Here is a 24,671-nt window from a genome sequence, read left to right on the forward strand (position 1 = left end):
GTTTATCTGATCTTGGAGGCCGACAATCTTGTGCTCTGCAATACTAACGGCATCAGAGCCGGCGATAAAGTCGTTACTTTTGTTATTTATTTTAACGTGCTTTATTCGCATAGCAAATACTCATATCTTATATCTAGATATGCTTGATAAGCATTTCTGAAACGTTTATTGTTAAGACTAAAGGAGGAGTATGAATGGATGTTAGAGTTTTGCGTTATTTTCTTACGGTTGCAAGTGAAGGAAGTATTACGGGTGCCGCTAACTTTTTGCATCTTACACAGCCAACCTTGTCAAGGCAATTAAAAGATCTCGAACAAGAGTTAGGAAAGAAACTATTTATTCGGAGTAGTCACAATATCATTCTCACAGCTGAAGGGATGCTGTTAAGAAAGAGAGCCGAGGAAATCGTTGATATGGTCGATAGATTAGCGGCAGAATTTAGATCCATGGAAGAAACAATAAGTGGTGATGTTTATATAGGCGGTGGGGAAACAGACGCCATGAAGCAGATTGCACGGGTAGTAAGAGACTTGCAGTCAAGCTATCCAAATATACGGTATCACCTCTACAGCGGAAACGAAGATGATGTAACTGAGCGGCTTGACAAGGGACTGCTTGAATTTGGTATTTTGATTCAACCAGCTGATTTATCAAAATACAACTATATCAATATTCCCGCCAAGGATGTTTGGGGCATTGTTATGAGGAAAGACAGTCCTCTTGCTTTCAAAGATACCATTCGGCCAGCAGATTTATTACATGTTCCACTAATCTGTTCAAGACAGGCCATGAAGCAGACATTTTCTAAAAATGAATTTGCGGATTGGTTTGGTGATGGTTTTGATAAATTAAACATCGTAACTACATATAACCTTGCATATAATGCTGCCATTATGGTTGAAGAAGGCATTGGTTATGCAATAGCGCTTGATAAAATAGTGAATACGTCTAGTGATAGCAGCCTTTGCTTTAGACCGCTAGAGCCAAGACTTGAATCAGGCTTAAATATGGTTTGGAAAAAACATCAGGTCTTTTCGTCAGCTGCCGATTTGTTTTTAAAAGAAATTCAAGCGAAATTCAGAAATTTATTATCAGATGCGTAGAAAGACCTTTCTCGGGAAGGCAGATTACTGCCCTCCCTTCACATTACTTGAGTGTTCGTCGTAAAAGTTACTTCTCCACAATCTGAATTAGGTTACCGCACGTATCGTCGAAGACAGCTATTGTAAGCTCGCCCATTTTTGTCGGCTCCATAGTAAACTTTACGCCTTGTTCCAACAATCGTTTATACTCTTTATTAATATCTGCAACGCCAAACATGGTTGCTGGGATGCCATCGGCATATATCTTCTTTTGATACTCCTTGGCGGCAGGATGGTTATTCGGTTCGAGTAAAAGCTCGGTACCGTCCTGCTCATCGGGCGAAACAAGCGTTATCCACCTAAATTCTCCGACGGGAACATCCTCCTTTTTCACAAAACCCAGCTTTTCTGAATAAAACTCCAGTGCCTTGTCTTGATCTTCCACGAATATACTGGTAACCATTATTTTCATGCTGTTATTGCCTCCTTTGATATTTGCAACGTTGGTGCTCTGTTAACAATCTGACTCTAAACAGAAAAAACCATACATTCGTCAAGAAAGAGGCTGTTCTTGAGACAGCCTCTTTCTTGCAGCTTTTATGGAGCGATTTTCATGCATCGCCTCGTATTATGAATCGCTTTTAACCGTAGATAACGAAACGAGGACCGGACCAGCAAAATCCGAAGCTTCCTCGCCCTTTGGATTGTGAAGACGGAACAGGAAAGCGTCGCCTGTTTCAGACTTCCACACCATATAATCGTTTATCCCTTCACTACCCGATGCTTGAAGATAAAGTTCTGCGGAACCCAGCGGATGCTCAACGAGCTCTCCGCTAAAATCGGATACTTCGCCACGCTCTTCCAATTCCTTGTTTCCTTCAGTTTTAAGCTTCGTTAGGTCATAATTTGCAGGCAGCGCTTCGATGGTGACCTCGTATTCCGGATTGCCGCTAAGAAACAGACGTCCTTTGTCAGCGTCGAAAGCAAACTTTTCGAATACGTATAAGGAAAAACCTTTACCTTGATGCAAGGTGGCTGGAAGTGACTGGTTACCCTCACCAGTCATCAACTCAAAATTCTCGTTCTGGGGACGCGTCACTTCGGGTGCTTGCTCGTTATCAGTTTCAGGGGCCGTGGCCTCTTCATTGGCCGGTGTCGATATTTCAGGACTGGCGGGTGGCTCAGCCGTTCTGAACATGCCGTGAGCGATAGAACCATGACGAACATCGAAATTTTTATGAATGCAGAGAGTCTTGGATTCACATGAGTTCACGCCTTTCTGTATTTCGTTCATACGCTTCATGACTGCAATGGATGATCACTCAGCCACTGATTTCACGATATTGGCAATCGGTTTGAGTCATTGATTAATGTGATCCGTTATGAGTCATTACCCAAGGAAGGGTGTCGAAACGCAGAAAACGTGGTCGAATTCTCCAAAATATCGAGCAATGCATTCAAATAGTCGGCTCTCCCCCCTTTTCTTAGATAGACGTGACTACTGCATGTAAAGTTACAGATCTGTCTGCAATGAGGCGGATCTCAATTTCATTAAGTCTCCACAAGATTACACAGCAATAACCCCCATCTTTATCCTTCTGATGCCGAATAATGCTCGTCGCTAAGGTATGCGCGAATGACAATGTCTTGGTCGTGATTGCCGAATCCGGCTCCATAAAGCGTCAATCCCCCTGCGTTAACCGCATGCTCATCAACCGCGAAACGAATCGTCCAGAACGGTTCCCACAGCTTGATATCCCCGAGGGTCACCTCTGACATCCGTTCATTATCCATGTACGTACCCGATGCATCAATCCGGATCGTTTTCAATAACCCGTATTGATTCACATTTCGATGCCACCAATCAGGTGTAAATCTCCCTCGAGCCGCTCTTCCGAAATCAGCCGGACTTGTCCATGTCCCAAGAGGGATCCCGTTGAATGTGAAATCAATATCCGATGGCCAATGGTCTCTTAAACCTGGAGCTTCCGAAGCAATTTCCATGGAGATTTCAATGTATTCGGCGGATTGATCGGCTAGTAAAAAGTTAGGCATTTTGTACTCAACATAGCCCCACCCAAACCACAGAATGGCGGCGTGTACCCGCTCGGGATCGAGAAAGTATCGCGGGTCGTCCCAAATTCCGATTTCTTTCTCACGCGTACCAAGCCCGCAAGTCGGATGGACCTCAAATGCGGTGTAATGACCGACTGAAATACGCTGCTCTCTGATCTTCGGGGTTTGGCTGGCAAAAGGCAGCTCAATCTCGATGGTTTTTTGTTTGAGGAAACACATTTTGTGCGTGCCTCCGTCCTGTCGTACCCTACGACTTCCGATGAGTCCGGCTTGTTCGAGTTTTCGCATGTGCATGGTGACGATCGATGGACTAAGTTCCAATCGATTGGCAATATCCTTCACATTCAGCTCGTGATCGGCAATGAGACTCATGATGTTCCATCTGACCTCGCTGGCTAAGGCTTCATATAGCGGCATGAATTTCGGTTCCCCGTTTGCTTTGATGATCATCATAATCTCCTCGTATCTGTTGAAATCACATATATATTAATTTAATAGAATTAACATGAATCTTCAAACCAAATCCATTGCAAGACTTTAACCCATGGTGTTTAATTTCCTTAGCTGCGAATCACTTTAAATTTATATACATGTTAATTTATGAAAGAGGTGGACTTATGAAATACCATAACCCGGTCATCAAAGGATTTTATCCTGACCCCAGTGTATGCAAAGTAGAAGATACTTATTATTTAGTATGCAGTTCCTTTCAGTACTTCCCCGGTGTTCCGATTTTTGAGAGCAAAGACCTGATTAACTGGAAGCAAATCGGTCATTGCCTAACCAGAGAGAGTCAGATTCAGCTCGGCAAGGTAAGCAGTTCCGGCGGGGTTTTCGCCCCCACGATACGGCACCACAACGGGAGATTCTACATGACCACGACCAACGACACCACGCGTCAAAATTTCTATGTATGGACGGACGATATTTACGGTGAATGGTCCGAACCGATTGAGGTGGATCAAGGGGGGATCGATCCCGATTTGTATTTTGAAGACGGAAAAGTCTTCTTTATGAGCAACGGAAAAGACGATAACGGGATTGGCGGCATTGTTCAGTGTGAAATTGACATTGAATCGGGCGACAAGCTGTCGCCAAGTCGTTCCATATGGCAAGGAACGGGCGGACGATATTTGGAAAGCCCTCATATGTATAAAATCAATGGCCAGTACTATCTCATGGCAGCTGAAGGCGGTACGGAATATGGACATATGGTCACTTATGCACGGGGGGATTCGATCTCCGGCCCGTTCGAAGCCTATCCGAACAATCCCGTACTGACCAATCGCAATCTGGGTGGATATGAGCTGCAGGGAGTTGGCCATGGCGATTTGATTCAAGACAACGAAGGCCATTGGTGGATGCTCCATCTGGGTTTCCGTCAAATCGGCCAATGGCTTACCTACCACCATCTTGGTCGCGAAGTTTTCTTAACACCGGTTACTTTTGGCGAGGATGGCTGGTTTACGGCAGGACATAACGGCACCGTCCTTACGAGTTTTGAGACCGATCGGATCTCCAATCATGTCGTCCAGCAGGAGAAAAAAACCTTTACGTTCGAGAACACGGACTGGAATCTGGACTGGTGCTTCCTCCGCCATCCTGCTGCAGAAAACTATCGGTTAGAAATCGATAAGGTTCAGCTTAAAGGGACCGGGGTGAGCTTGGATATGCCGGTGTCCCCCACATTTATCGGCATTCGCCAAAGAGACTTCAACGCGGAAATCTCATGCGATGTACAGCTTACGAGCGGAGAAGCCGGCATCACGCTTTATTTGGATGAACATCATCATTACGATTTAGCCGTACGTAAAGAGGAGACCGTGTATAAAGTGATCGAGCGCCTGAATATCGGTGACATTAAATCCATCGAATCTAAAGTAGAACTGGGGAATGTCAATCATGCGACCTTAAAGATACGGGCAGGTCATGAGCGCTACAGCTTCTTCATTCACGCTAACGGCAAGGACATTCTCTTGGGAACGGCGCAAACCAGATACCTTTCCTCTGAGGTTGCGGGAGGATTTACAGGCGTACTCATCGGTTTATATGCCTTTGGAGAAGGCTCTATGGCTGAGTTTTCAAAATTTTCATGCGATTATTTTTAAAAAGCTCTTCTCCCTGAACGGGTATATATAAATAGAGAGCCGGTTACTCAGGATTAACCTGGGTACCGGCTTTCAATGTAACCATGGTTTATTTTATTTTCTTCAAAAAATCAACCAAAATCGTTATAAATTCATCCGGCTTCTCAAAATGAATATCATGCCCGGATTTAATCGAGATCATCTCATTTCCTTTTAAAAGGCTGTGTACCTTTTCAGCATCCTCATCACGGTTTGCCGCATAAAGCACTCCATCTTCGCCAAATTGTGTGGCTGCCTTAATATATACAGAAGGAGCGTTTATTTTGGACAAGGTTTCCTCCTGATTAAATCCTTTAAACCAATCACCTGTATAAAAAGTCTCAGCAAAATCGAGGTCAAACTGATCTAAATAATGTGTGCCATGTATCCATTTATAGGGGACGTACCATAACTTCAACGGCTCACCAGGATGTGCTTTCCGGTACCCTCTTGTACTCCTTGCAGTAAGTTTTCTTAAATCACCAAACTTTCCCCATAAATAACTGTTTTCCATGTAGTACACGACATAATCATCTTCAATGGTTTGATTCTTAAAGTTATGGATGAGTTCAAAACTATCAAGCCAGACAAATGTTTTCTGCATTTCATGCGGCTCCACACTAAAAAACGGCGGGTCCTCCAAAACAATGCCTTGCACGACTTCGGGTGCATTAGCTGCAATCCATGCTGCTAAAATACCGCCGGAAGAATGACCTGATACCACGGCTGGTTCACCTATGACATTATCAATAAACCAAACAAAATCCTTTCCCATAGCAACAGCCGTATACTTTGAAGCATCATGACTGGACTCTCCATGCCCGTGACAATCAACTGCATATACATGATAATATTGAGCGAGCTCCGGAAGTACTCTAGCATAATCTTCCCACTGCATGGACTGCCCGTGTATTAACAGAAGTGCCGGTCCATGATCCGGTCCTTCAGCGTAATTTAATATCGTTCCATCATCAAGAGTCACCTGTTTTTCTATATAGCCGGCACGATATGTTTGCTTTAATGGTTTTTTATCATAATTCATATTTAGATAAGCATAAATGACTAGGGTAATTGCAACAATTAAACCAATGATTGCAAGTACCAGTAAAATTATTCCTTCACTATGTATCACTCTCTCTACTCCTCCTCCTATTTCGCATTATACTATTCTCATTCGGATTATCTACCAATCATCGGTAACATGAGTTGTTATTTTGAGTTAACATTCCTAGATAAACAACCACAAATAGAACCCTTTTCAGGGGCTGCGAGAACACAAACCTGTTCGTGGCTTTTTCCCCGATGTTTGAGCTTTCCGCCATTCACGTTCTGTAAACGTTGCCTTTATCTCATCCTAAACGAAAAAAATGACCGGCGGTTCAACCGGTCATTTACCTCTAAACTCCTAGGACAACATAGGTCTCTACATTCGTTTAAGAACCTTTTTTCGCCCATGACGTTCATCATATCAAATGGCCATATTTCAATAAAAAAGGGCGCTAATTTTGTCTCATTTTTCTAAGCAAGTCCATATCTCCGCTTACAATTGCGCCAATATATTGATTGATGACTTCGATATCGCAATCCCACCATTTAATATCCAATAACTCTTGAATGACTTCGGTGGAATATCGCTTGCGGATCTCCTTCGCTGGATTGCCTCCAACGATCGTATAAGGCTCCACATCCTTTACAACGACAGCTTCAGCGGCAATGATAGCTCCGTCGCCAATCCTTACACCCGACATGATCGTTGCACGCCTTCCGATCCACACGTCATTTCCAATGATCGTATCTCCCTTGATCGGCAATTGATCCAAAGATGGAGTGAATTTCTCCCAGCCGTTTCCAAAGATATTAAATGGAAAGGTAGAACCGTCCATCCGATGGTTCCCTCCATCCATCATAAATCTGACCTCGGAAGCAATGGAACAAAACTTGCCGATCATTAATTTAGTTCCAATGAATTCATAATGATACAATACTTGTTCCTCAAATGATTCTCCGTTTAAGGCATAGTAGTATGAATAATCCCCTGCGATAATATTAGGTTTTGTAATCGTGTTCTTGATAAACTGAAGATTGTTATCTCCGGGTATAGGATATCTCTCATTTGGATTCGGTCCTGTCATTATTACATCATCCCTCTCTTCGCAATTTATCCGGCTGAAACGATAAATCTTTCACACAACTATCACCACACAAAAAAACCTTCTTTCCGGTCAACGCCACATAGGGAATCAACCGATTGTGTGTTTTACCGAGGAATCACGCTAAGTACTTCGCCGCTTCCATCATCAATAATACGGATACTTCTATCATCAATGAGCTGAATGGTACCGTCCGACTTCAAGGTTTCATGCTGCTCCGTTAACCCGTGAGCAATGGATTTGCGAATCAGCCCTTGATTCTTGAATACCAACGTATATAGATCATATTCTTCAGTCATTCGATTCGAATATTCAATAAATGCAATAAGTAGATTCTTGGAAGTCCACTTGAAGTTTAAGGTGAGATCATGACTATTCACATTAATGTCCTTCATACCTAGCGGAATCGTATTTTTCTGCCCGGTATAAGCATTCGTAATTTCAAGATCCCCTTTTGCTGCGTGTATGGTATAGCTGTATCCCATCATGCTGCCATAAAAAGTATCTGTGTAATTATTGAGTCCTTTTACGGTTACCTTCCCCGTCTTTGTATCCCGGTTGGCCACTTCCCCATCCAAAGCAGCTGCAAGGAATCTAATCGGCACATAAAGGTGACTGATATACCACACAGGTTCCCTGCCCATATCCACTTTAACCCCATCTACATCGGCAATGCTGCTTCCCAAGTGTACAACAATGCGCTTCTGATCCCTCTTCAGTACCGCCGTATTGTCATTCTCCATCCCCCAATGGAGACCTGCCATGCTGCCTAGAGAGAAAAAACTCCCATAAGTCACTTCGTCCTTATGAAGCGTCTCAATATGACTGTTACGACCGTCTTCCCATTGCATTTCCAGCTCGACGTACTTGGAAGCTGCATGAGATTCTTGAGCTCCCAGCGGTAAAAGCACGGACATGATAAATAAAACGGCAACCGCATATTTCCAATGTTTTATTTTCAAAGAATTCTCACCTACTTATTGTAATTTTTTGAAGCTACAATAGAGACGCGAATATCTTTAGAAAAGTTACTCTCACAATAAAAGTTGTCATGCAGAATGTGGATTTCTGGATTTAGCTCTTTCGTTTTCACTTAGGTTAATCTGGTAACTTCTTGCCATTGAGTTGGACACAACAAACGGAGGCTGTTTTATAATTGGGACGATTATTCAAAATCACTTCTTAACTGAGGTTGAGTGCTTAAATACCACCCAATTGACGTTCCCTTGCTTCGCATGATTATAAGTGGAATTCGCCGTATTTATTATCATAACAGCCAGTGAGGTCCCAACTTTGTCCTCGATTCAGGGCAAGACGGGGTTATTAAAAACATGAAGTTCTTTAAAAATATCGTATGCTCTGTAACTGCAGAGTAATAAAACCATAAAGTAACGGGAAGTCTAACAGCGATTTAAGGTCAACTTGCTGTGACGGAAATATGATAAGGGGTGGGAAATGATGAAAGTAGTGGTGACAGGAGCAGCCGGAAAAATCGGCCGCTGGGCGGTAAGAACCATATTGGAAGCTGGCCATGATGTAGTAGCCACCGATCGATTACTACGGGAAGAATCAGCATCAAAAAACTTTATTCAAGCTGAGCTGCGTGATTATGGTCAAGTCTGTCAGCTTTTAATGGGAAGTGATGCCGTTGTCCATCTTGGGAATATCCCAACTGATGTAAGGAATACACCCCAAGCGATATTCGAGAATAATATGCTCGTTAATTTTAACATTCTAGAAGCATGTAAAGATTTTAAAATTCCCAAGCTGGTATGGGCTTCAAGCGAAACGGTTTTGGGCTATCCGTTTGTACCGGAGCAACTGGATTACCTCCCTGTTGATGAAGAGCATCCAACTACCGCGAAGTCATCCTATGCCATGGCGAAACTGCTGACGGAACACCTAACAGGCATGTATCATAAACTTACGAATCAACAGCTCGTCACGCTTCGCTTCGCGAATATGTATGAACCGGATGAGTATGAAAAAATCCCTATCATGCATTGGAATGATGAACAAAAGGATATTCAAAAGAAAAACGCCTGGGCCTATTGCGATGTAAGAGATGCAGCTAAAGCCTGTCTTCTTGCAATAGAGAAGGACAATTTAGGAAATCAGGTATTCCATATCACAGCCCCGGACACCATCATGCCGGATCTTAGCCAGGATTTGGTCAAACGATTTTTTCCCAATGTGTCCTTAAAGAGAGAGGTTCAGGGACATGAGACGCTGATGGCAATTGATAAGGCAAGGGATATACTTGGATATGAACCGAGGTATTCATGGCGTAGTGTTCTTCATAACGATGGTTCATCGAAGGCGCTGCCTGATGATCAGCTTGCTTTATCGAAAACAAACATATAAGCCACTACACATATATTTATGTTCGAAAAATACACCAAAAAAGAAAAATGAGCTCAGGCAAAGAAGGCCTAGCTCATTTTTTCTTTGACTTGGGATAGAACCAAATGCTGAGCGGGTTTTGTTTAATCAACTATAGTGGGAGCCCCCAATGAATAAGGGAGTTTACTGTAGAGGCAGAGGTTCATCCGGATCTATCGTTTCCGTTACGTCCGGTATAACGTTGGTTGCTGTGGATGGTTTTGGCTTTCCTGGAGGGAAACCGGCATAATCGATCCGCAGTACTTGGGCTAAATCCCGGTCCACTGTAACCAGATCCATTTTGTTGATTTGTGCCAAATCCGTTTTCCCAAGGGTATAAGCGACTAATTTCATTTCCTCGACAGACGATTTGAGGAATTTAGCCAAATGTTCGGCGCCCTTATCAACATCCAATCCTTCTTTGAACTTACGCCAATCCATATGAACTTGCTGCGGTTGTTCGGTCGCCAGCGCCTTAGCCGCTTGCGTCTGTAGGGCTATTAAGGCGATTGAACCGATATAGACCGCGTCCGCCCCTAACGCCATTGCCTTTAGGAAATGTCCCGGCGTCGTTAACCCCCCACTAGCGATGACGGAAATGCTTTGTTTAACCCCGCGTTCTTCCAAATACTGAACCGTTCTTGCGAGCGCAAATAACGTTGGGAGCCCGACGTCATCTAGAAGTGTCGGCGGACCTCCCTGCGTTCCTGCTTCCGCACCGTCCACGACAAAATAATCGACTCCCGCTTGAATGGCGACCTCCAACTCCCGTTCCATAAAATGAGTCGCACAGATTTTAATCCCAACCGGCACTCCGTATTTATTTTTCAAGTCCTGCACCAGTGTAATCATGTCCTCCGTTTTGTTTACTCCCGAGATACGGGTATGAATTGCGGCATTTTCCCCGGGTTTCAGCTTTTTGGCGATCCGCAAATCCTCTTCAATCTGCTCCGACGCCATCGACATCGGAGCGGCCGCGAGGGCCCCTTGACCGAGCTGGATTTCTATAGCGTCCAATTGCCGGAGAGATTTATCGTCGTTCATCCACCCGCCGCGATGAAACTGGCCGATGAAAAACTTGGCTTCCCTTCGTTCCTCATCGACTAAAGGCGCTTCTCCAGAATTGGTTGCCGTACCTGCGATACTGGCACCACGAGCCAAAGCGACCTTTACCTTCAAACTTAGTGCTCCACCATATGACATGCCGCTGATGAGAATAGGAATTTCTAGATTTAGTGGCTTTTTCGCTTGAGGACCAATTGTGACGCCTGTTTGGATTTGCACGCTGTCCTCCGTGGGCAGGCGGAACATATGTACGGGGTTAAGCAAAATTTTATGCCAGTCGGATAACATTATCGGACTCCCCAAAGTGCGCTTGATTGCTTTCCCGCTTTCCGCCCGCATCCCGGCTTCAATGATTGCCCGCGGCGTCAGCTTTTGTATGGTTGTAAACATGGAAAACGCATGTTCCGTATATGGATCTTGTATCATACCCTTTATATAATGGTCCACAATCTCGTCCATTACACCGTTCGTCATCTTGCGAATCATCCAACGAAACAAACTAATCCCCCTCTTGCAAGCTAATGGCTGTTACCGATTCAATGATGAAGGAAATTGCTAATATTGATCTGACGTCTTAAAGAGTATTCATTCCTTACTCCAAGCAGTTGGTTACGAAGGTATCTCATGCTTTCATGAATTTACTTATTATTTGTTAACCGTCTCATCCTATTCACATGGGATTACCGTATAGCTCTATGCTTTAAATTGGGATTAATCCATAATTTTATCCGATAGTATTATGCTTGAATCCTTTAATGATTAGCCATATAGCCAAAACCAATTGATGAAAGGCTATTGGAATGTTCAACATCATATAGGTTGCATCCAGACCGATGAAGTGGATCATAAATAATAAGCTTGCCAATATGGACAATGTAGAGCCAATAAGAGCCCAGACAGACAACCAGCGTGGAACTAATTTCGTTTGGTAAAATATGCAGTTAAACAAGAGCATAGCCAAAACGAACGCCAGTGTTGTTGCCACATGATTCACCAAATCTCGTCCTTCTCTTAACAACCCACCCAGGGTCTGAAAAGACGATACATCCAGCGTTCCAACTTTTGCAAATTCATGGCTTAATGTCAATAGCAACAGAAGTATGATTACACCAATAATAATGAACACACCCGCAATAATGCCGAAAGCAACCGATCCAAGAGCTAAACCTTTATTATGCTTACTTAAAATCGGATACATTATAATAGGAACACCAACATATGCAACAATCATCAACAACTGAAAAAAAGCTCCAGTTAGTAGCTCATTCTCATTTGTAGAAGCCTTGGCAAGGTAATCTACCCCATCTATAACAGGAACCACACTAAATATACCTGTAACCAATCCGACTATTAATAACACCCCAGTAATTACTGCAGACCTTCTACCTGAATTTGTACGCTTCCTCAACATGAACAACCTCCCTATAACACCTACCTTTTAGAATTAATATGACAGGAATAGGTAAGATAAAACAGATACTTTAGTACAAATTAGGCCTCTGACAAGAAAGTGGTTGGTAAACGAAAAACAGGCTGCCACAGCAGCCTGTAAATCTGGATTATCGCTATTCAGTATTAATGTAAAGGCTTATCACCATAGAAACAATTTTGCGGCTTTCATCAGTTGCTCTTTTGTCATAGCAGGCGAGTCGCTTCCTAACCGATAAATGATCGCATCACCGTCTTGTTCTAACATCCAGCTGATTTCTTGGTAGAAATGACTATCGGTATATATGGGAAAACGCAGCATCTCAGCTGCGCTTCATCTTGCTATCTTCAGATACTCCCCTCAACCACCACGCGCTCCCTCATTTCGTGTGTTTGACTAATGATAGCGGAATAGAATTCATCAACCATCCAATATCAAGACGGGTTACCGCAGGATGATCAAATAGAAGAGAGCCGCTAAGACAAAACGATATAGAGCAAACCATTCCAACCGAAGTCGCTTAATCAGTTTGATAAACGTCACGACGGCAATCATGGCCACAAGAAAGGATGTTGCAAAGCCAATAAACATTAGGACGAAATCATCAGAACTCAACAAATCCCGACTATCATATAAATCTAGCAAGCTTGCACCAAACATAACAGGCACGGAGATTAGGAACGTAAAATCTGCGGCAGCTTTTTGGCTGGTGCCAAGTAAAAGTCCGCCTGAAATCGTCGAACCCGACCTCGAGAATCCCGGCCATAAAGCCAGACACTGAAACAAGCCAATCCCGAAAGCTTGTTTATAATTAATCCGATCCATCGTATCAGCGGTTTCGGTTCTCCTACTCCGTGCTGCAATGATCATTAACACGCCACCGGCCACTAGCCCGATCAAGACTGGAGTTGGGCCGAATAATTGGCTTTTTATTGTGTCCTTGAGCAGAAGATATACAATTAACGCCGGTAACATAGCCAAAATCATATGTATAACATTTAATCCTCGACTACGGGAAAAGTCCATTCGAATCAGATTGGTCCCAATCGCCAAATACCTTTTCCAATACAGAATGAGAACGGCCATTACTGCACCCAACTGTATAACAATTTTGAAAGTTATGGCAGCGTCTCCCTCAAAGCTTAGCAAATGGCCCGCCAAAATTAAATGTCCAGTAGACGATACCGGTAAAAATTCGGTTAAACCCTCTATTATGCCGAGTATGATTGCTTTAACTATATCAGTCATCAGTGCATATCCCCCTTTGGAAATCTAACATTTCCAGTATAAGGGGGACATCTATATATTCCCATCGATTCATATAACATTATTTCATTCCGAGTGACAACATTGTCACATTGCTCAATTGCTACTGTTGCTGTCCCCCCTGATAGATCGTCTCATCCTCACGCACTTTGCGTCCCGCTGCCTTGGCCAGCTCAAGCAGCTTTGTCGCATCATCCTGAGGTTTGTATCCGATCAGTTCCTCCAGATAATCGATGTTGTAGTAGTTATCACTGTTGGCAGAGGTGCCGTACAGATTCAAAAATTTCAGTTCGTCATCTGCTTCAATGCAACAAACGATTAATTGGAGCATATCGCGTTCGGATATCCAGATATGCCTCGCACGTTCTGAATGAGGACGATTGTCCCCAGGAAAGTTGCCAATCCGAATATTGAACGAAGAGATCTTGCCTTGGTCCGAATACAGTCGGCCCAGCAGCTCGATATAACATTTGCTGAGTCCGTAAAAACTATCCGGACGGTATGGATCTTGGGGCCCTACCATCTCATTTGTCTTGTAATACCCGGTGGTATGATTCGAACTGGCGAATATGATACGGCGCACACTATTTTGCACCGCCGCCTCAAATAACTTGTAGGCACCGCTCACATTTCCCCCGAGCACTTTACCAAGAAAATCCCCCTTGTCCTTGATCCAGGCAAAATGAAGCACCGTATCAATTCCTTGCGTCAGCTCCGTCAGCCGCGCTTCGTCTCCGATGTCCATTGGTACAATGCCCAGCTTCTCGTCCGCCTGTATATCCGCTCCAACAACCTCATACCGGTTGTCTTTGAGCAGCCTGTTGTAAATGACATTTCCAATGGTGCCTGCCGCTCCCGTTATTAACAATTTCCGTTTCATTCGTTTCGATCCCCTTTCCCGCTTCATAGTCACACGGTTGGTGTGTGTGCTGTCAGTAATTTAATTACCCGTAACGAGAAGGATATATACGAAAATCCGGATCAGGAGAATAGGTGAAAGCTGGTTACGCGCCGACATGTACCGGAAGATTGAAAGCAGGCCAGCTCTTCATTTGTGTTACCTTGTAGTAAAAATTTGAAAGGTAATTCCGAACTGATCAGTAACCATTGCGTAAGCTGGGCTAAAATACATTTCTTGCAATGGCGTAATCACTTGTCCTCCCTGTTGTAACGCCCCATAAAATTGTTCTGATTTTTCAATATCGTTTGTCGTAATGCAAATGCTCAACCGATCTCCCGGCTGCGTTTGCTGACCAGGTTCCGTATCGGCTACAAACATTTCAATTTCCCCGATCCTTAAAACGGAGTGAGCCACTCTATCCTTTACATCTGATGGCATGGTGTTCTGGATACTCTCGGGTGCCTGTCCAAAAGTTTGCTTTGACAAGACTTTAGCATCCAATGCTTTTTCGTAAAACGCAATCGCTTCATTGGCGTTTCCGTCCAGCATAATGTAGGGAATGAATTGTAACGTCATTTCTAAACAGCTCCTTTAGCTTCATTTTTTGGATTCTAACAGATGACATCGAGCTAATACCTAAGCGCATTTAGGCTTTGAACCTATTATGATTGATAATAGTGACAGTTATTGTCATAAATATTAAAAATGCCGGGACGTTTGCAACTTTTCCAGCGTAAAATGAAAAAAAGCCGCGGATTGCGCGACTTCTTTTACATACTGTTGATTGTGGTCTTGTGGCGAATGCCATCACTTGTCGTACTGAGCTATGACAATATTTCAATATAGCCTTCAGTCCCATGTACGCGAATGCGCTGCCCATCCTTTATCCGTTTGGTAGCATTCTCCACGCCGACAACGGCCGGTAAGCCATATTCACGCGCGATAACGGCTCCATGGGTCATCAGTCCGCCCACTTCGGTGACCAAGCCCTTAATCGATACAAACAGAGGCGTCCAGCTAGGGTCGGTAAAAGCGGTGACTAATATATCTCCTTCCTCGAGATCGGCGTCTTCCATGTTTAAGATGACACGCGCTCGTCCTTCGACCGTTCCGGAAGAAACAGGCAGGCCGACAATAGCTTCGGCTGGGATATTTTCTCGGTTGTACTCCCCTGCGATGATTTCACCATCCGACGTGATCACGCGCGGAGGAGTTAGTTTTTCAAATACGTTGTACTCCTCTTTTCGTTTGCTGATCATCTGTCTGATCGCAAGCTTTGCTTGCTGCTCGACCATGGAACCCGGGTTATCCAGTTTATTTGTGCGTACGACCTCGTCAAGCTCTTCAAAAGTGAGATAATATATATCTTCCTTATGATGAATAACGCCCGCTTGTACGAGTCGTTCAGCCTCTTTCAGTAAAGCCTGCTTATAAATAAAGTAACGATTCACCATACCGTATTTCGGGTATTCCCGATAACCCATGAAATTCCGAATGAGGTCAATCATTCGTTTGGTTTCTTGGGCTTTTCCTTCACCGTCCGGCAATTGTTTCAATCGATCTAATAGCTCTTGTTCTTTTTTCAAAGCTTCCTGCCGCCCTTGCTCGAATTTCCGATGGCTGGCATTAGGCTTGAAGTTTTTGATGTTACCCAGAATCAACGGAACAAGCGCAATTGGTTTTTCACTCCAACGAGTTCTTGTTAAATCGATTTCTCCAGCACATCGCATGCCATATTTGTCGAGAAAATCAAGGATCGCGTCAAGGGATTCCTGTCCACCATCCAACTTAACCAGTTCATCCAAAAAGTGATCATCTTTTGCTTGCTCCAAATAATCAATGATTTCCGGATAAGGACGAATGACGTCTGCAACATCCAGCAGCGCCAGACCCATTTCCGAAGTAACATTGCCCGGTACGGATTGAGAAAGCGTGTCGGCTGCGTTTTTTTCGCCTAACCATTCATTCATTTTTTCGTTGATCCAGGTTGAAGCATTCATTGCAGCCATGATGACAGCCGAGCTTTGTGGGTCAAATAAATTCTTCTTCAGTTCCTGGATATCTTCCAATATAAAATCAAATAAATCGGATCCGGATTTCGTTTGGATGTTTTGTTTCAACACTTCGATCGATGATTGAGTACGTTCCATTAAATCAGAAACGATTGTCGGATCGTGGTCGATTGGCGTTTGATAACCCGCAGACGATATATTGTTTTTTCCGGGAGTCTGTTCATTTTCAGCGATGGGTAGCGATTTTATAAAATCTCCTCGCTCTAAGATGGTCATAAGAGCGTCTTTGATGAGTGGATCGGATTGTCCCAGGGTATTTAATACATTTTCTCTGCTAACCGGTGAAGCCAGCATAGCCGTAGTATCAACAAACAACCTTCCGCCAGCTGTACGCATGGGTGCAGGAGTCGTTAGCAGGAAAAAAGACAATCCCAGCGGTTTCATGGGATCCGTCATCATTTGTTGATGACCGACAGATACGTATACGTGATTTTCTTGATCATTCGCTTCAGGTATCGGGTATAGCGTCGTGATTGGCCGACTCTGGACAATATAGAAGGTATCCTGGGCCAAACACCACTCGATATCTTGGGGTTGGCCAAAATGAGCCTCAATCTGTCTCCCGATGCGTGCCAGTTGTAAAATTTGCTCATCCGTAAGTGTTTGTGACTTTTGCTGATCGGGATCGATTTGCTTTTTTTCTGTTCCGCCTTCTTTTCGTCCGTAGATCGCCAATGTTTTGGCTGCTATCCGCTTCTCGATGATTTCTCCTTCCCGTACTTTGTAACCATCGGCAGATACCAAGCCAGAGACCAGTGCTTCTCCAAGTCCGAAACCGGCATCGATGGATAGCAGCTTTCGATTAGAAGTCATCGGATCAGCGGTGAATAATATCCCTGAAGCCTCGGGGAAAACCATCCTTTGAACGACTACGGATAAATAAACTTGACGATGGTCAAATCCATTTTGCATGCGATAGATCACCGCGCGATCTGTAAACAAGGAAGCCCAGCATTTGCTGATATGCTGCAAGATGGCATCGACGCCGATGATGTTTAGATAGCTGTCTTGTTGACCCGCAAAAGAGGCATGCGGTAAATCTTCAGCAGTTGCACTGGATCGTACGGCATAAGCCTGTTCCTCGCCAAACCTGGAGAGATAGCGAGTTACTGCTGTCACTACATCGGATGGAATTTCTACCTCCATAATGGTTTGTCTGATCTTCCTGCTGATTTCAACCATTTGATCTCGATCCTCTGCTGATAGCATGGTTAGTCGATTGAGCATAGCTTGATACGTTTCGTTTTGTTCGATGGCTCTTTGATATCCTATGGTTGTCACGCAAAATCCTTCGGGAACTCGTATTCCCTCAATTTTTGATAATTCCCCTAAATGGAGCCCTTTTCCACCAACGAGCCCAAGCTGCTTTTTGTCCATTTCCTGAAAATCGAGAACCAACGAACGCATTCAACATCTCTCCTAACCATTAATTTGAGAAAAAACATTTGACAAGAGTTTTTCTGCATGATACACTTAGATTGTAAGATAAGATAATTATGTCCATACATAAAATATCAGTCGTGATCCGATTATATCATCGCGTCCGTTTATATGCAATAAAAAAGAACCTGATAAAACTGCCAGGTTCTTTTTTTTAGTTTCACTACTATTGTTCTTGTCATCAGGCTAAGATGTCTCGCTTCTTCCGACCCAGCTACATCTTGCCCAAAGTTTAAAAGGTCAGGTAAGCCGCTGGCATGTTTGCTACTTAGATCTAAAAGCGCTTCTCGGCACGTGGAGTACATCTCACAGCACTGCTGAGGTTGATTCTAATCGATGCATTGGCTGCAGCTTGCAATCTTAGCGTCACCCATTTTCGTCGCACGTTTCATGCAAATAAAAAGAGCTGCGAATTATCGCTGCTCTTTTTATGTATTATAATTGGCTGGAATCCTCCACTTGGTGCTTTTGCTTACTTCAGTATTCTCCTTTTATGACAAAGAACGAACCCCGAATGGTTCCAGCTAATTTAGACTTCTGCCTAGCAAATTTAAACTTTCCTTCTAACTCCTGCGGTACCTCCATCCCCTCAGAAAGCTTAAAACCAACGGCACGCTTCTTCGGGTCATCAATCGTATACATGACATTAACCGCAAGACCATCTTCATAAAATACGAAAGCCCATTTGATATTTTCCACCTGAAAACGCGACGTTTCTAGCGGTTTGGCCGCAAACTCGATATCACGTTCTTCTTTTAGAATTCGGTTTACATAATCAAGGGTCTCCTGGCTTTCGCTTGCTGGTACAACCGTAAATTCATGCTTATATTTGTTCATAAAATAACGGGCTTCATTCGCTCGTAAACCAGCAAGCGCTTCTACTACGGGTGAAGATTCTAAACCCGCCGTAGACACATCGTTAAAATCAACGATATTGGACATGTTCATCCCTCCTAAAAGTTTGGTGAGCGTAGGTTCATGGACCTACTTCGAGCAAAGCTTGCATCGAAACATGCACTTATTTCCTGACAACAGGAATCCACAGCTCACCAAATACCAACCCGTCTCGCTGCCCCATCTCTACCGTTGCGTTTGGCCCGCCTACATAGGCAAAATTCTGAGCTTCCGGCAAGACTTGTCCGAAGGCAATGCCAGTAAGTTTATTACTCAACTCATCTGCCGTGTTCCCTTCCCCTTTTACTACGAGGTATTCCCCTTTAGGAAACTGAATAACCCTCGTTGCTTCGGGTAGAGATGTCTCTGTCATGACGCCAGCATAATACATCATCTTGTTATTGACCGCTTCGTTTACGGCAAAAATGTAGTCATTTGCGGCAACAGCCTTTAACGTATCAAGGCTTCCATCTTGTTTCACTGCCTCCCAAAAGTCTGCCTTCTCCTTGTTTATACCAGCATAGTCTGTATAATCGCTCTGAAGCTCAGTCCCAATTCCCAAAACGATAAAGCTGTCTTTTTCCTCAAGCGTATAATTTGTCATATTCAATCCCTACCTTTTTTTTTATTTTTATCAAATGATTTGTCTTTTCACTTGATGGGTTTATAATAACCTTAAATCATGTCAAAAAATGATACTGTTTAGAGGAGAACCGATGAAAAAAGTTGAACGGATCAATATCATTATGCGCTATATCAACAACCGTGCCCACTTTACCATTTCTGAAATCATGCAGGAATTTAACATTTCTCGTTCGACAGCGATTCGAGATATTAGAGAAATTGAAGCCATGGGGATGCCGCTTGTCGCTGAAGTTGGTAGGGACGGGGGTTATTTTGTCATGAACAACTCTGTCCTGCCCACGGTCCGCTTTACCGATAATGAAATTAAAGCTCTGTTTATAGCCTTTATGGCCACCAGAAATCAACAACTCCCTTATCTGAAGAGTCGTCAATCTTTAGCAGAAAAATTACTAGGTCTCATCTCGGAAAACCAGCAAGATGACCTTGTTCTGTTAAATCAACTATTGCTTTTTGAAGGGACCAACCCTCATAATCCAGACCTGCTTGATCTGTCTGACCTGCCCCATCCGATGTTAGAAAAACTCATCCAGATCCTTCTGGTGGACAAGTATTTATTGGTTACCATCAAGGAAGAGAAGATATTAAAGTCTTATCCCATTTATCTCTTGCATCTTTATCGTGAAAAAAGCCTATGGCAAATCGAAGGTTTTGACTTAGGGGAGGGGAAGAGGTGGATTATTCCTGTCGACAATCTCACCGACGTAAAACCATACCCTGAGAAAAAAAGAATAAGTAAGAAAAAGATTCTAGAGCAACTAAGTAAGCAGGAAGAGATCATCAATCTTGTCCTTGATCTTGGCCCGAAGGCAATTGCTCAGTTCAAAAAATACCATCCTTTAAAAGTTTCAATTTCTTATACGAATCCGTACCAAACCACCGCAACTTTAAAGACTTATATCAATGTTCTTCATGCAGAAGAATTAAACGAAATGACCAATTGGCTGCTTTTCCTAGGTCGAGATATTAAGATCAGGGAGATACCGAATGAAGTCGTTTCAGGTTTAAAAGAACGATTAAGCCAATACGGTCCGTAAGCAATGCCTTTGGAAACATCTACTACTGAGGTACTCTTCCCATTGTCTTTGATCGTAAGGTATATTCCGGTCCCAGCCGTTCGATTACTCGATCCAAATGTCTGGTTAGATAAGGCGAAACGACACCAATGCCTGCCGTTGCTTCTAATAAGGAAAAAGTTTGCCCACCCCACGGGCCTTGCGGATCAAAGACTTGTCTACCGATACGCAAACCCTCTGCTGCCATTGATGTATTCAAGCGTTCCAATCTTTCATGAATTAACCCAACAGGAAGCAGTTTGTTCCTACGCCGAGACCATTCTGCTAAGAAGGACATGCCGCGCAATATATCATATTCAAAAAACCTTGGAAAGCAAGGTTTCAGCCAATCGGTATCGATGACATTCCCATTTTGTTTAGAACATACAAGTCGATGCTCAATTAAATAACGTGCACCTTCGTCTAAGAAAACAGCTTCCTGTTCGGTGAATTCCCGGTCAGTATGCCATAAGATAGCTTCAAGCGGAGGCAATGTTGAGACAATCGAGCTTTTTTTAGAATGAGTATAAGCATCAGGATCGCAATTCAGTCCGCCATCAGGAAGCTGATGCTTTAAGAGCCATTCACGAATCCAAGGCAGTTCCTTGTCCAAATCACAGCCATACCCCATTAGAATCATATAGAATACGGCAAGTTCACAATGGCAGCAATCCAACTTCATCTTATCACTTTCACTTGTTGGATGATCATCGGCGGATATAATAAAAGTTGGCCAGACCTGGGTTTTGAGAAGGTGTATCGCTCTTTCAATAGCGGACCGGGGGATTCGTTTCACTTCTCCCATTTCATAAAGAGCAGCCATATGCCACCAAGCTCCATCCCATTTTCGTCGAGTGTACTCGCCGTGAGCCATCGTAAAATGCGGTGCAAATTCAAGAAACTGAATAGATTCTTCAATGGCCAAACGAACAGCTTGATTATTTTCCATCTAGTATCCCCTTTTTTAAACCTCGCTTCGTAATGTACCGCCCATCGGATTGACTGCCCCAATCATCCCCTTACATCGTTTATCTTGTCATGACAGGAGTTAACAAGAACAAACATGCTCTATCTTCCAAGGCTGGAAGCAATACAACGGGACTTTTTCGACCAGCAAACCGTACTCGGATACTATCTGACTCGATGCACCGTAACGTACTTATGAGATATTTCACATTAATCGTAATGCTAAAATTTTCTCCGATCTTATCTTCCAAAAGCAGCACATCACTTACATCACCAATTTCGGGCGTACTGGATGTAAGCTCCAATTTGTTTTCTGATACATGCATCGTAACTAAGTGATAGTCAGCCAATACAGATACGCGCTCAACCATTTGTCTTAATGATTTAATGTTAAGAACAATCTCGGAAACATGAGAAGTAGGAACAAGATTTCTGGTTGAAGGGTACATACCTTCGATTAACACCGAAGTAATAAGCAGATTCGGCGTCATAAATCTGATCTCATGATGATTAAGCTCTATAGTTACCATTGTTAGGCCATCAACAGCCAGCATTTTGGCTATCTCCATTAAATTTTCACCAGGTATTACAACGCTTCCAGAGACCCCTCCTTCGTTCTCAATACAGATTGATAGAGAAGCCATTCGTATAACCCCGTCTGTAGCAATCAAATTAAGCTGGTTCCCTTGAATCTCCAACGATACTCCTGTCAGTATCGGCTTTGCCTCAGATGTTGAGGCTGCTCCTGCTACCTGGTTAATCACAGATATGAATAAGTTGCACGATACATTTATGTAATTAGCTGATTGATGATAATATGGTGGCCGGATGAAAGGGTATTCAATAGGAGACATTCCACTCAGGCAAGCTCGTGTGTTCTCAGAACTAATGCTTAGCACAAGGTGCTCATTGACCTCCAAGGTCACTTTCCCATCCTCTAATTTACGAATGATCTCAAATAGATACTTGCCTGGGCAGACGATACTTCCCTTATTAAGAATAAGAACTTTACTATCCGTATTACAAACCTTATATTGAACCGTAAGACTTGTATTACTGCCGCTAAACAATACCCCTTCTCTTCCGGCATGGATGTATAGCCCGGACAATCTAGATACCGGACTATTACTCGATACAGCTTTATAGACATGTTGAACAGCCTTAGCAAGTAAGTCCCTCGGATATGTGCACTAACAACTTATTCACCTGTCTTTCTTATTAGCGGCGGCGTAATAGGACTCCATAATATTTCTAAAGAATGAAGACCGAGAGATCGCTCGTTCTTCACACTCACGATCAATTTCTTCCCAAATATCTTTTGTCAGAGTCAAGGATATCTTCTTGGTTATGCCGATTCCCTTTCTTCCCGCCCCCTCGCGAGGCCCTCCACGATCAAAGACGAAGCCGAGCTGACCGTCTTTTTTAGAAAGACCGATCTTGAATTGTTCATCCTCCACTGCCAAGTCACTCCATTGAATTAAGTTACTTAAATCAATTATGCATATTCATATTTTATCACAGATTTCTATTTACTGCCAATTAGAAATATCAAAAAGTTGTCTTCTAACAAGCTGCTGGATACCGAATATCGCCTAATGTGAAACTGGACTTTAGTCGAGGTCCCCTCCCTTCCGCAGTCTGTTTCGATTCACGGAGATATTCGTTAGAATATAGCTAAGTATTTTTGAGGAGCGATTGATCATGAATTACGAACATAAAGTACAGAGGGAAATTGCCGACTGGGAACATAAAATGTTCAAACCGCCGGGATGGCTGGAAAAGACATCGAAAACCATCGGTAATCGAATCAATCATTTGATTCCCCCGAAGGTGCACAGCATCATTACGACAACCATACGATCGATCGTGCGCACATCGCTGTTCGGTGCGGAATATACGCCTAACCGTCCGGTTCAGCATACTCTGGAATTGGAGAATGCCGATCAAGAAGCGAAAGAGTTGTTTGCCCTGTACCAGAAAGTTGCGGTTGCCGAAGGCGCTGGAACGGGTGCTGGCGGCATTATGTTCAGCATGGTGGATTTTCCAGCATTAATTGCGATCAAAATGAAATTTTTGTTCGAGCTGTCCCATGTTTACGGTTACGACACAAAACACTTCTCCGAACGGGTGTTCATTCTCAAGGTATTTCAAATGACCTTTTCAGGGCAGGAAAACCGTGCGAGGTTGCTCCATTCCATCAAACATTGGCATATGGAAAAGGAACAATGGCTCTCTGACGCCGATTACGCCCAGAATATGGACTGGGAGACATTTCAGATCGAGTATCGTGACGCCATGGACTTTCGGAAGATGCTGCAGATGGTCCCTGGGATCGGCGCTGTCGCAGGCGCGTGGGCCAATTACACCATTCTCGAGGAACTGCGTGAATCCGCCATGAACGCTTATCGCCTCCGCAGATTGCACGATGGTTTCGTGGATTTGGGTTAATCCTCTCTATATCGCCATATGCACATCCAAGAACGTTGCATGAACAAAAACAAGGCAGCTAATCCGCAGATTAGCTGCCTTTTGGTTCGCCTTGAACCCACATCCGATATCACGAGCCCAATACCCGTTTTTAGCTAAAATTCTTTTCAGTGCTCTATGCATGTTTTGGTCATGATAAAGTCCTTCTGTTCTTCATCCCCCATATAGAAAGAATGGGTTCCTGTTTGAACAAACCCCCTTTTTTTATAAAAAGCAATGGCATTTTCATTTCGTTCCCATACGCCTAGCCAGACACTCTTTTTATTTCGTTCCATCGCGATCTCCACGGCTTTATTCAGCAGAAACTTGCCAAGCCCATGCTTTTGATATATGCCCTTAATATATATCCTCTCGATTTCAAGCGAATCATTGCCCATGATTTCAGTTTGGGCATCATGGGTGTTGACCTTTAAATACCCGGCGATTTCCCCATTAGAATAAATAAAATAGAACTCCGAAGAGCTATTGCATATCTCTTTTTCTAATTGGTTTAAGTTAAATGCTCTTTCTAAATAGGCTTTCATATTTTCAGGTGAATTTTGATCTTTAAATGTCTCATTAAACGTCTCAACACTAATGTCTTGAAGTAATCCTAGGTCCTCTAACGTGCATTTTCTTATTTTTAAAGTCAATGGGTT

Annotated in this window: 22 protein-coding genes and 2 pseudogenes; 5 read left to right on the top strand and 19 right to left on the bottom strand. The window is 43.4% G+C overall.

All coding sequences use genetic code 11. The annotated features are described in order from the left end of the window. The first annotated feature begins 194 nt into the window (after positions 1-194). On the top strand, positions 195-1,103 hold the full coding sequence (locus tag AC0VZ8_RS17570; protein WP_475483846.1) for a LysR family transcriptional regulator: 909 nt from the start codon (positions 195-197) through the stop codon (positions 1,101-1,103). 67 nt (positions 1,104-1,170) lie between these two features. On the opposite strand, the gene AC0VZ8_RS17575 is transcribed toward AC0VZ8_RS17570, so the two are convergent. The 3 genes from AC0VZ8_RS17575 to AC0VZ8_RS17585 form a co-directional block, all read right to left on the bottom strand. Continuing rightward, complete coding sequence (locus AC0VZ8_RS17575; protein WP_071218951.1) at positions 1,171-1,554, bottom strand: VOC family protein; 384 nt, start codon at positions 1,552-1,554, stop codon at positions 1,171-1,173. Between the two features lie 156 nt (positions 1,555-1,710). Beyond that, a complete protein-coding gene (locus AC0VZ8_RS17580; RefSeq protein WP_475483847.1) occupies positions 1,711-2,376 on the bottom strand; it encodes a hypothetical protein in 666 nt (221 codons plus the stop codon). A gap of 296 nt (positions 2,377-2,672) precedes the next feature. Beyond that, positions 2,673-3,605 carry an ArsR/SmtB family transcription factor gene (locus AC0VZ8_RS17585; RefSeq protein ID WP_475487707.1) on the bottom strand — a complete coding sequence of 311 codons (933 nt, stop codon included), beginning with the start codon at positions 3,603-3,605 and terminating at the stop codon, positions 2,673-2,675. A gap of 170 nt (positions 3,606-3,775) precedes the next feature. On the opposite strand from AC0VZ8_RS17585, the gene AC0VZ8_RS17590 reads away from it, so the two are divergent. Continuing rightward, a complete protein-coding gene (locus tag AC0VZ8_RS17590) occupies positions 3,776-5,266 on the top strand; it encodes a glycoside hydrolase family 43 protein (RefSeq protein WP_475483848.1) in 1,491 nt (496 codons plus the stop codon). An 88-nt stretch (positions 5,267-5,354) separates the two neighbouring features. On the opposite strand, the gene AC0VZ8_RS17595 is transcribed toward AC0VZ8_RS17590, so the two are convergent. The 4 genes and pseudogenes from AC0VZ8_RS17595 to AC0VZ8_RS17610 form a co-directional block, all read right to left on the bottom strand. Beyond that, positions 5,355-6,416 (bottom strand): alpha/beta fold hydrolase, encoded by a 1,062-nt coding sequence (locus AC0VZ8_RS17595; RefSeq protein ID WP_475483850.1) that lies wholly within the window; start codon positions 6,414-6,416, stop codon positions 5,355-5,357. 80 nt (positions 6,417-6,496) lie between these two features. Next, positions 6,497-6,604, bottom strand: a pseudogene (locus tag AC0VZ8_RS17600) (IS1595 family transposase); the annotation flags it as partial. A gap of 179 nt (positions 6,605-6,783) precedes the next feature. Beyond that, positions 6,784-7,416 carry a streptogramin A O-acetyltransferase Vat(I) gene (gene vat(I), locus AC0VZ8_RS17605; protein ID WP_475483851.1) on the bottom strand — a complete coding sequence of 211 codons (633 nt, stop codon included), beginning with the start codon at positions 7,414-7,416 and terminating at the stop codon, positions 6,784-6,786. A 125-nt stretch (positions 7,417-7,541) separates the two neighbouring features. After that, entirely contained in the window at positions 7,542-8,396 is an 855-nt protein-coding gene (locus tag AC0VZ8_RS17610) for a stalk domain-containing protein (protein WP_475483852.1), read from the bottom strand. A gap of 493 nt (positions 8,397-8,889) precedes the next feature. On the opposite strand from AC0VZ8_RS17610, the gene AC0VZ8_RS17615 reads away from it, so the two are divergent. After that, entirely contained in the window at positions 8,890-9,798 is a 909-nt protein-coding gene (locus tag AC0VZ8_RS17615; RefSeq protein ID WP_475483853.1) for an NAD-dependent epimerase/dehydratase family protein, read from the top strand. A 162-nt stretch (positions 9,799-9,960) separates the two neighbouring features. Here the strand turns inward: AC0VZ8_RS17615 and AC0VZ8_RS17620 are convergent, their stop codons facing one another. From AC0VZ8_RS17620 to AC0VZ8_RS17655, 8 genes are all read right to left on the bottom strand, one after another. Beyond that, positions 9,961-11,379, bottom strand: coding sequence for an FMN-binding glutamate synthase family protein (locus tag AC0VZ8_RS17620; protein WP_475483854.1), 1,419 nt, complete (start codon positions 11,377-11,379; stop codon positions 9,961-9,963). A gap of 226 nt (positions 11,380-11,605) precedes the next feature. Continuing rightward, positions 11,606-12,292: a DUF4386 domain-containing protein gene (locus AC0VZ8_RS17625; RefSeq protein ID WP_475483855.1), complete on the bottom strand. Its 687-nt coding sequence runs from the start codon at positions 12,290-12,292 to the stop codon at positions 11,606-11,608. 462 nt (positions 12,293-12,754) lie between these two features. Further along, positions 12,755-13,558: an undecaprenyl-diphosphate phosphatase gene (locus AC0VZ8_RS17630; RefSeq protein ID WP_071218943.1), complete on the bottom strand. Its 804-nt coding sequence runs from the start codon at positions 13,556-13,558 to the stop codon at positions 12,755-12,757. Positions 13,559-13,679: 121 nt separating this feature from the next. Then, positions 13,680-14,456 (bottom strand): NAD-dependent epimerase/dehydratase family protein, encoded by a 777-nt coding sequence (locus AC0VZ8_RS17635; RefSeq protein ID WP_475483856.1) that lies wholly within the window; start codon positions 14,454-14,456, stop codon positions 13,680-13,682. Positions 14,457-14,633: 177 nt separating this feature from the next. Beyond that, positions 14,634-15,053 carry a VOC family protein gene (locus AC0VZ8_RS17640; RefSeq protein ID WP_475483857.1) on the bottom strand — a complete coding sequence of 140 codons (420 nt, stop codon included), beginning with the start codon at positions 15,051-15,053 and terminating at the stop codon, positions 14,634-14,636. Positions 15,054-15,301: 248 nt separating this feature from the next. After that, on the bottom strand, positions 15,302-17,956 hold the full coding sequence (gene ppsA / locus AC0VZ8_RS17645; protein ID WP_475483858.1) for a phosphoenolpyruvate synthase: 2,655 nt from the start codon (positions 17,954-17,956) through the stop codon (positions 15,302-15,304). A 510-nt stretch (positions 17,957-18,466) separates the two neighbouring features. Further along, entirely contained in the window at positions 18,467-18,931 is a 465-nt protein-coding gene (locus AC0VZ8_RS17650; protein ID WP_071218939.1) for a phage tail protein, read from the bottom strand. Positions 18,932-19,007: 76 nt separating this feature from the next. Continuing rightward, the gene (locus AC0VZ8_RS17655) at positions 19,008-19,487 is read right to left on the bottom strand and encodes a GyrI-like domain-containing protein (RefSeq protein ID WP_071218938.1); all 480 of its coding nucleotides are present in this window, start codon (positions 19,485-19,487) and stop codon (positions 19,008-19,010) included. Between the two features lie 112 nt (positions 19,488-19,599). On the opposite strand from AC0VZ8_RS17655, the gene AC0VZ8_RS17660 reads away from it, so the two are divergent. Then, entirely contained in the window at positions 19,600-20,562 is a 963-nt protein-coding gene (locus AC0VZ8_RS17660; protein ID WP_475483859.1) for a helix-turn-helix transcriptional regulator, read from the top strand. Positions 20,563-20,584: 22 nt separating this feature from the next. Here the strand turns inward: AC0VZ8_RS17660 and AC0VZ8_RS17665 are convergent, their stop codons facing one another. The 3 genes and pseudogenes from AC0VZ8_RS17665 to AC0VZ8_RS17675 form a co-directional block, all read right to left on the bottom strand. After that, a complete protein-coding gene (locus AC0VZ8_RS17665; protein WP_475483860.1) occupies positions 20,585-21,529 on the bottom strand; it encodes a prenyltransferase/squalene oxidase repeat-containing protein in 945 nt (314 codons plus the stop codon). A 79-nt stretch (positions 21,530-21,608) separates the two neighbouring features. Next, a pseudogene (gene dnaN / locus AC0VZ8_RS17670) lies at positions 21,609-22,664 on the bottom strand (DNA polymerase III subunit beta); the annotation flags it as partial. A gap of 84 nt (positions 22,665-22,748) precedes the next feature. Continuing rightward, positions 22,749-23,003, bottom strand: a complete 255-nt coding sequence (locus tag AC0VZ8_RS17675) for a hypothetical protein (RefSeq protein WP_071218935.1) — start codon at positions 23,001-23,003, stop codon at positions 22,749-22,751. A gap of 244 nt (positions 23,004-23,247) precedes the next feature. Between AC0VZ8_RS17675 and AC0VZ8_RS17680 the strand changes: the two genes are divergently transcribed. Continuing rightward, positions 23,248-23,994: an EcsC family protein gene (locus AC0VZ8_RS17680; protein WP_260067830.1), complete on the top strand. Its 747-nt coding sequence runs from the start codon at positions 23,248-23,250 to the stop codon at positions 23,992-23,994. Between the two features lie 146 nt (positions 23,995-24,140). On the opposite strand, the gene paiA is transcribed toward AC0VZ8_RS17680, so the two are convergent. Continuing rightward, positions 24,141-24,665 (bottom strand): spermidine/spermine N(1)-acetyltransferase, encoded by a 525-nt coding sequence (gene paiA / locus AC0VZ8_RS17685; RefSeq protein ID WP_475483861.1) that lies wholly within the window; start codon positions 24,663-24,665, stop codon positions 24,141-24,143. Between the last annotated feature and the right edge of the window lie 6 nt (positions 24,666-24,671).

The organism is Paenibacillus sp. QJM3NY_38, from assembly GCF_056173265.1.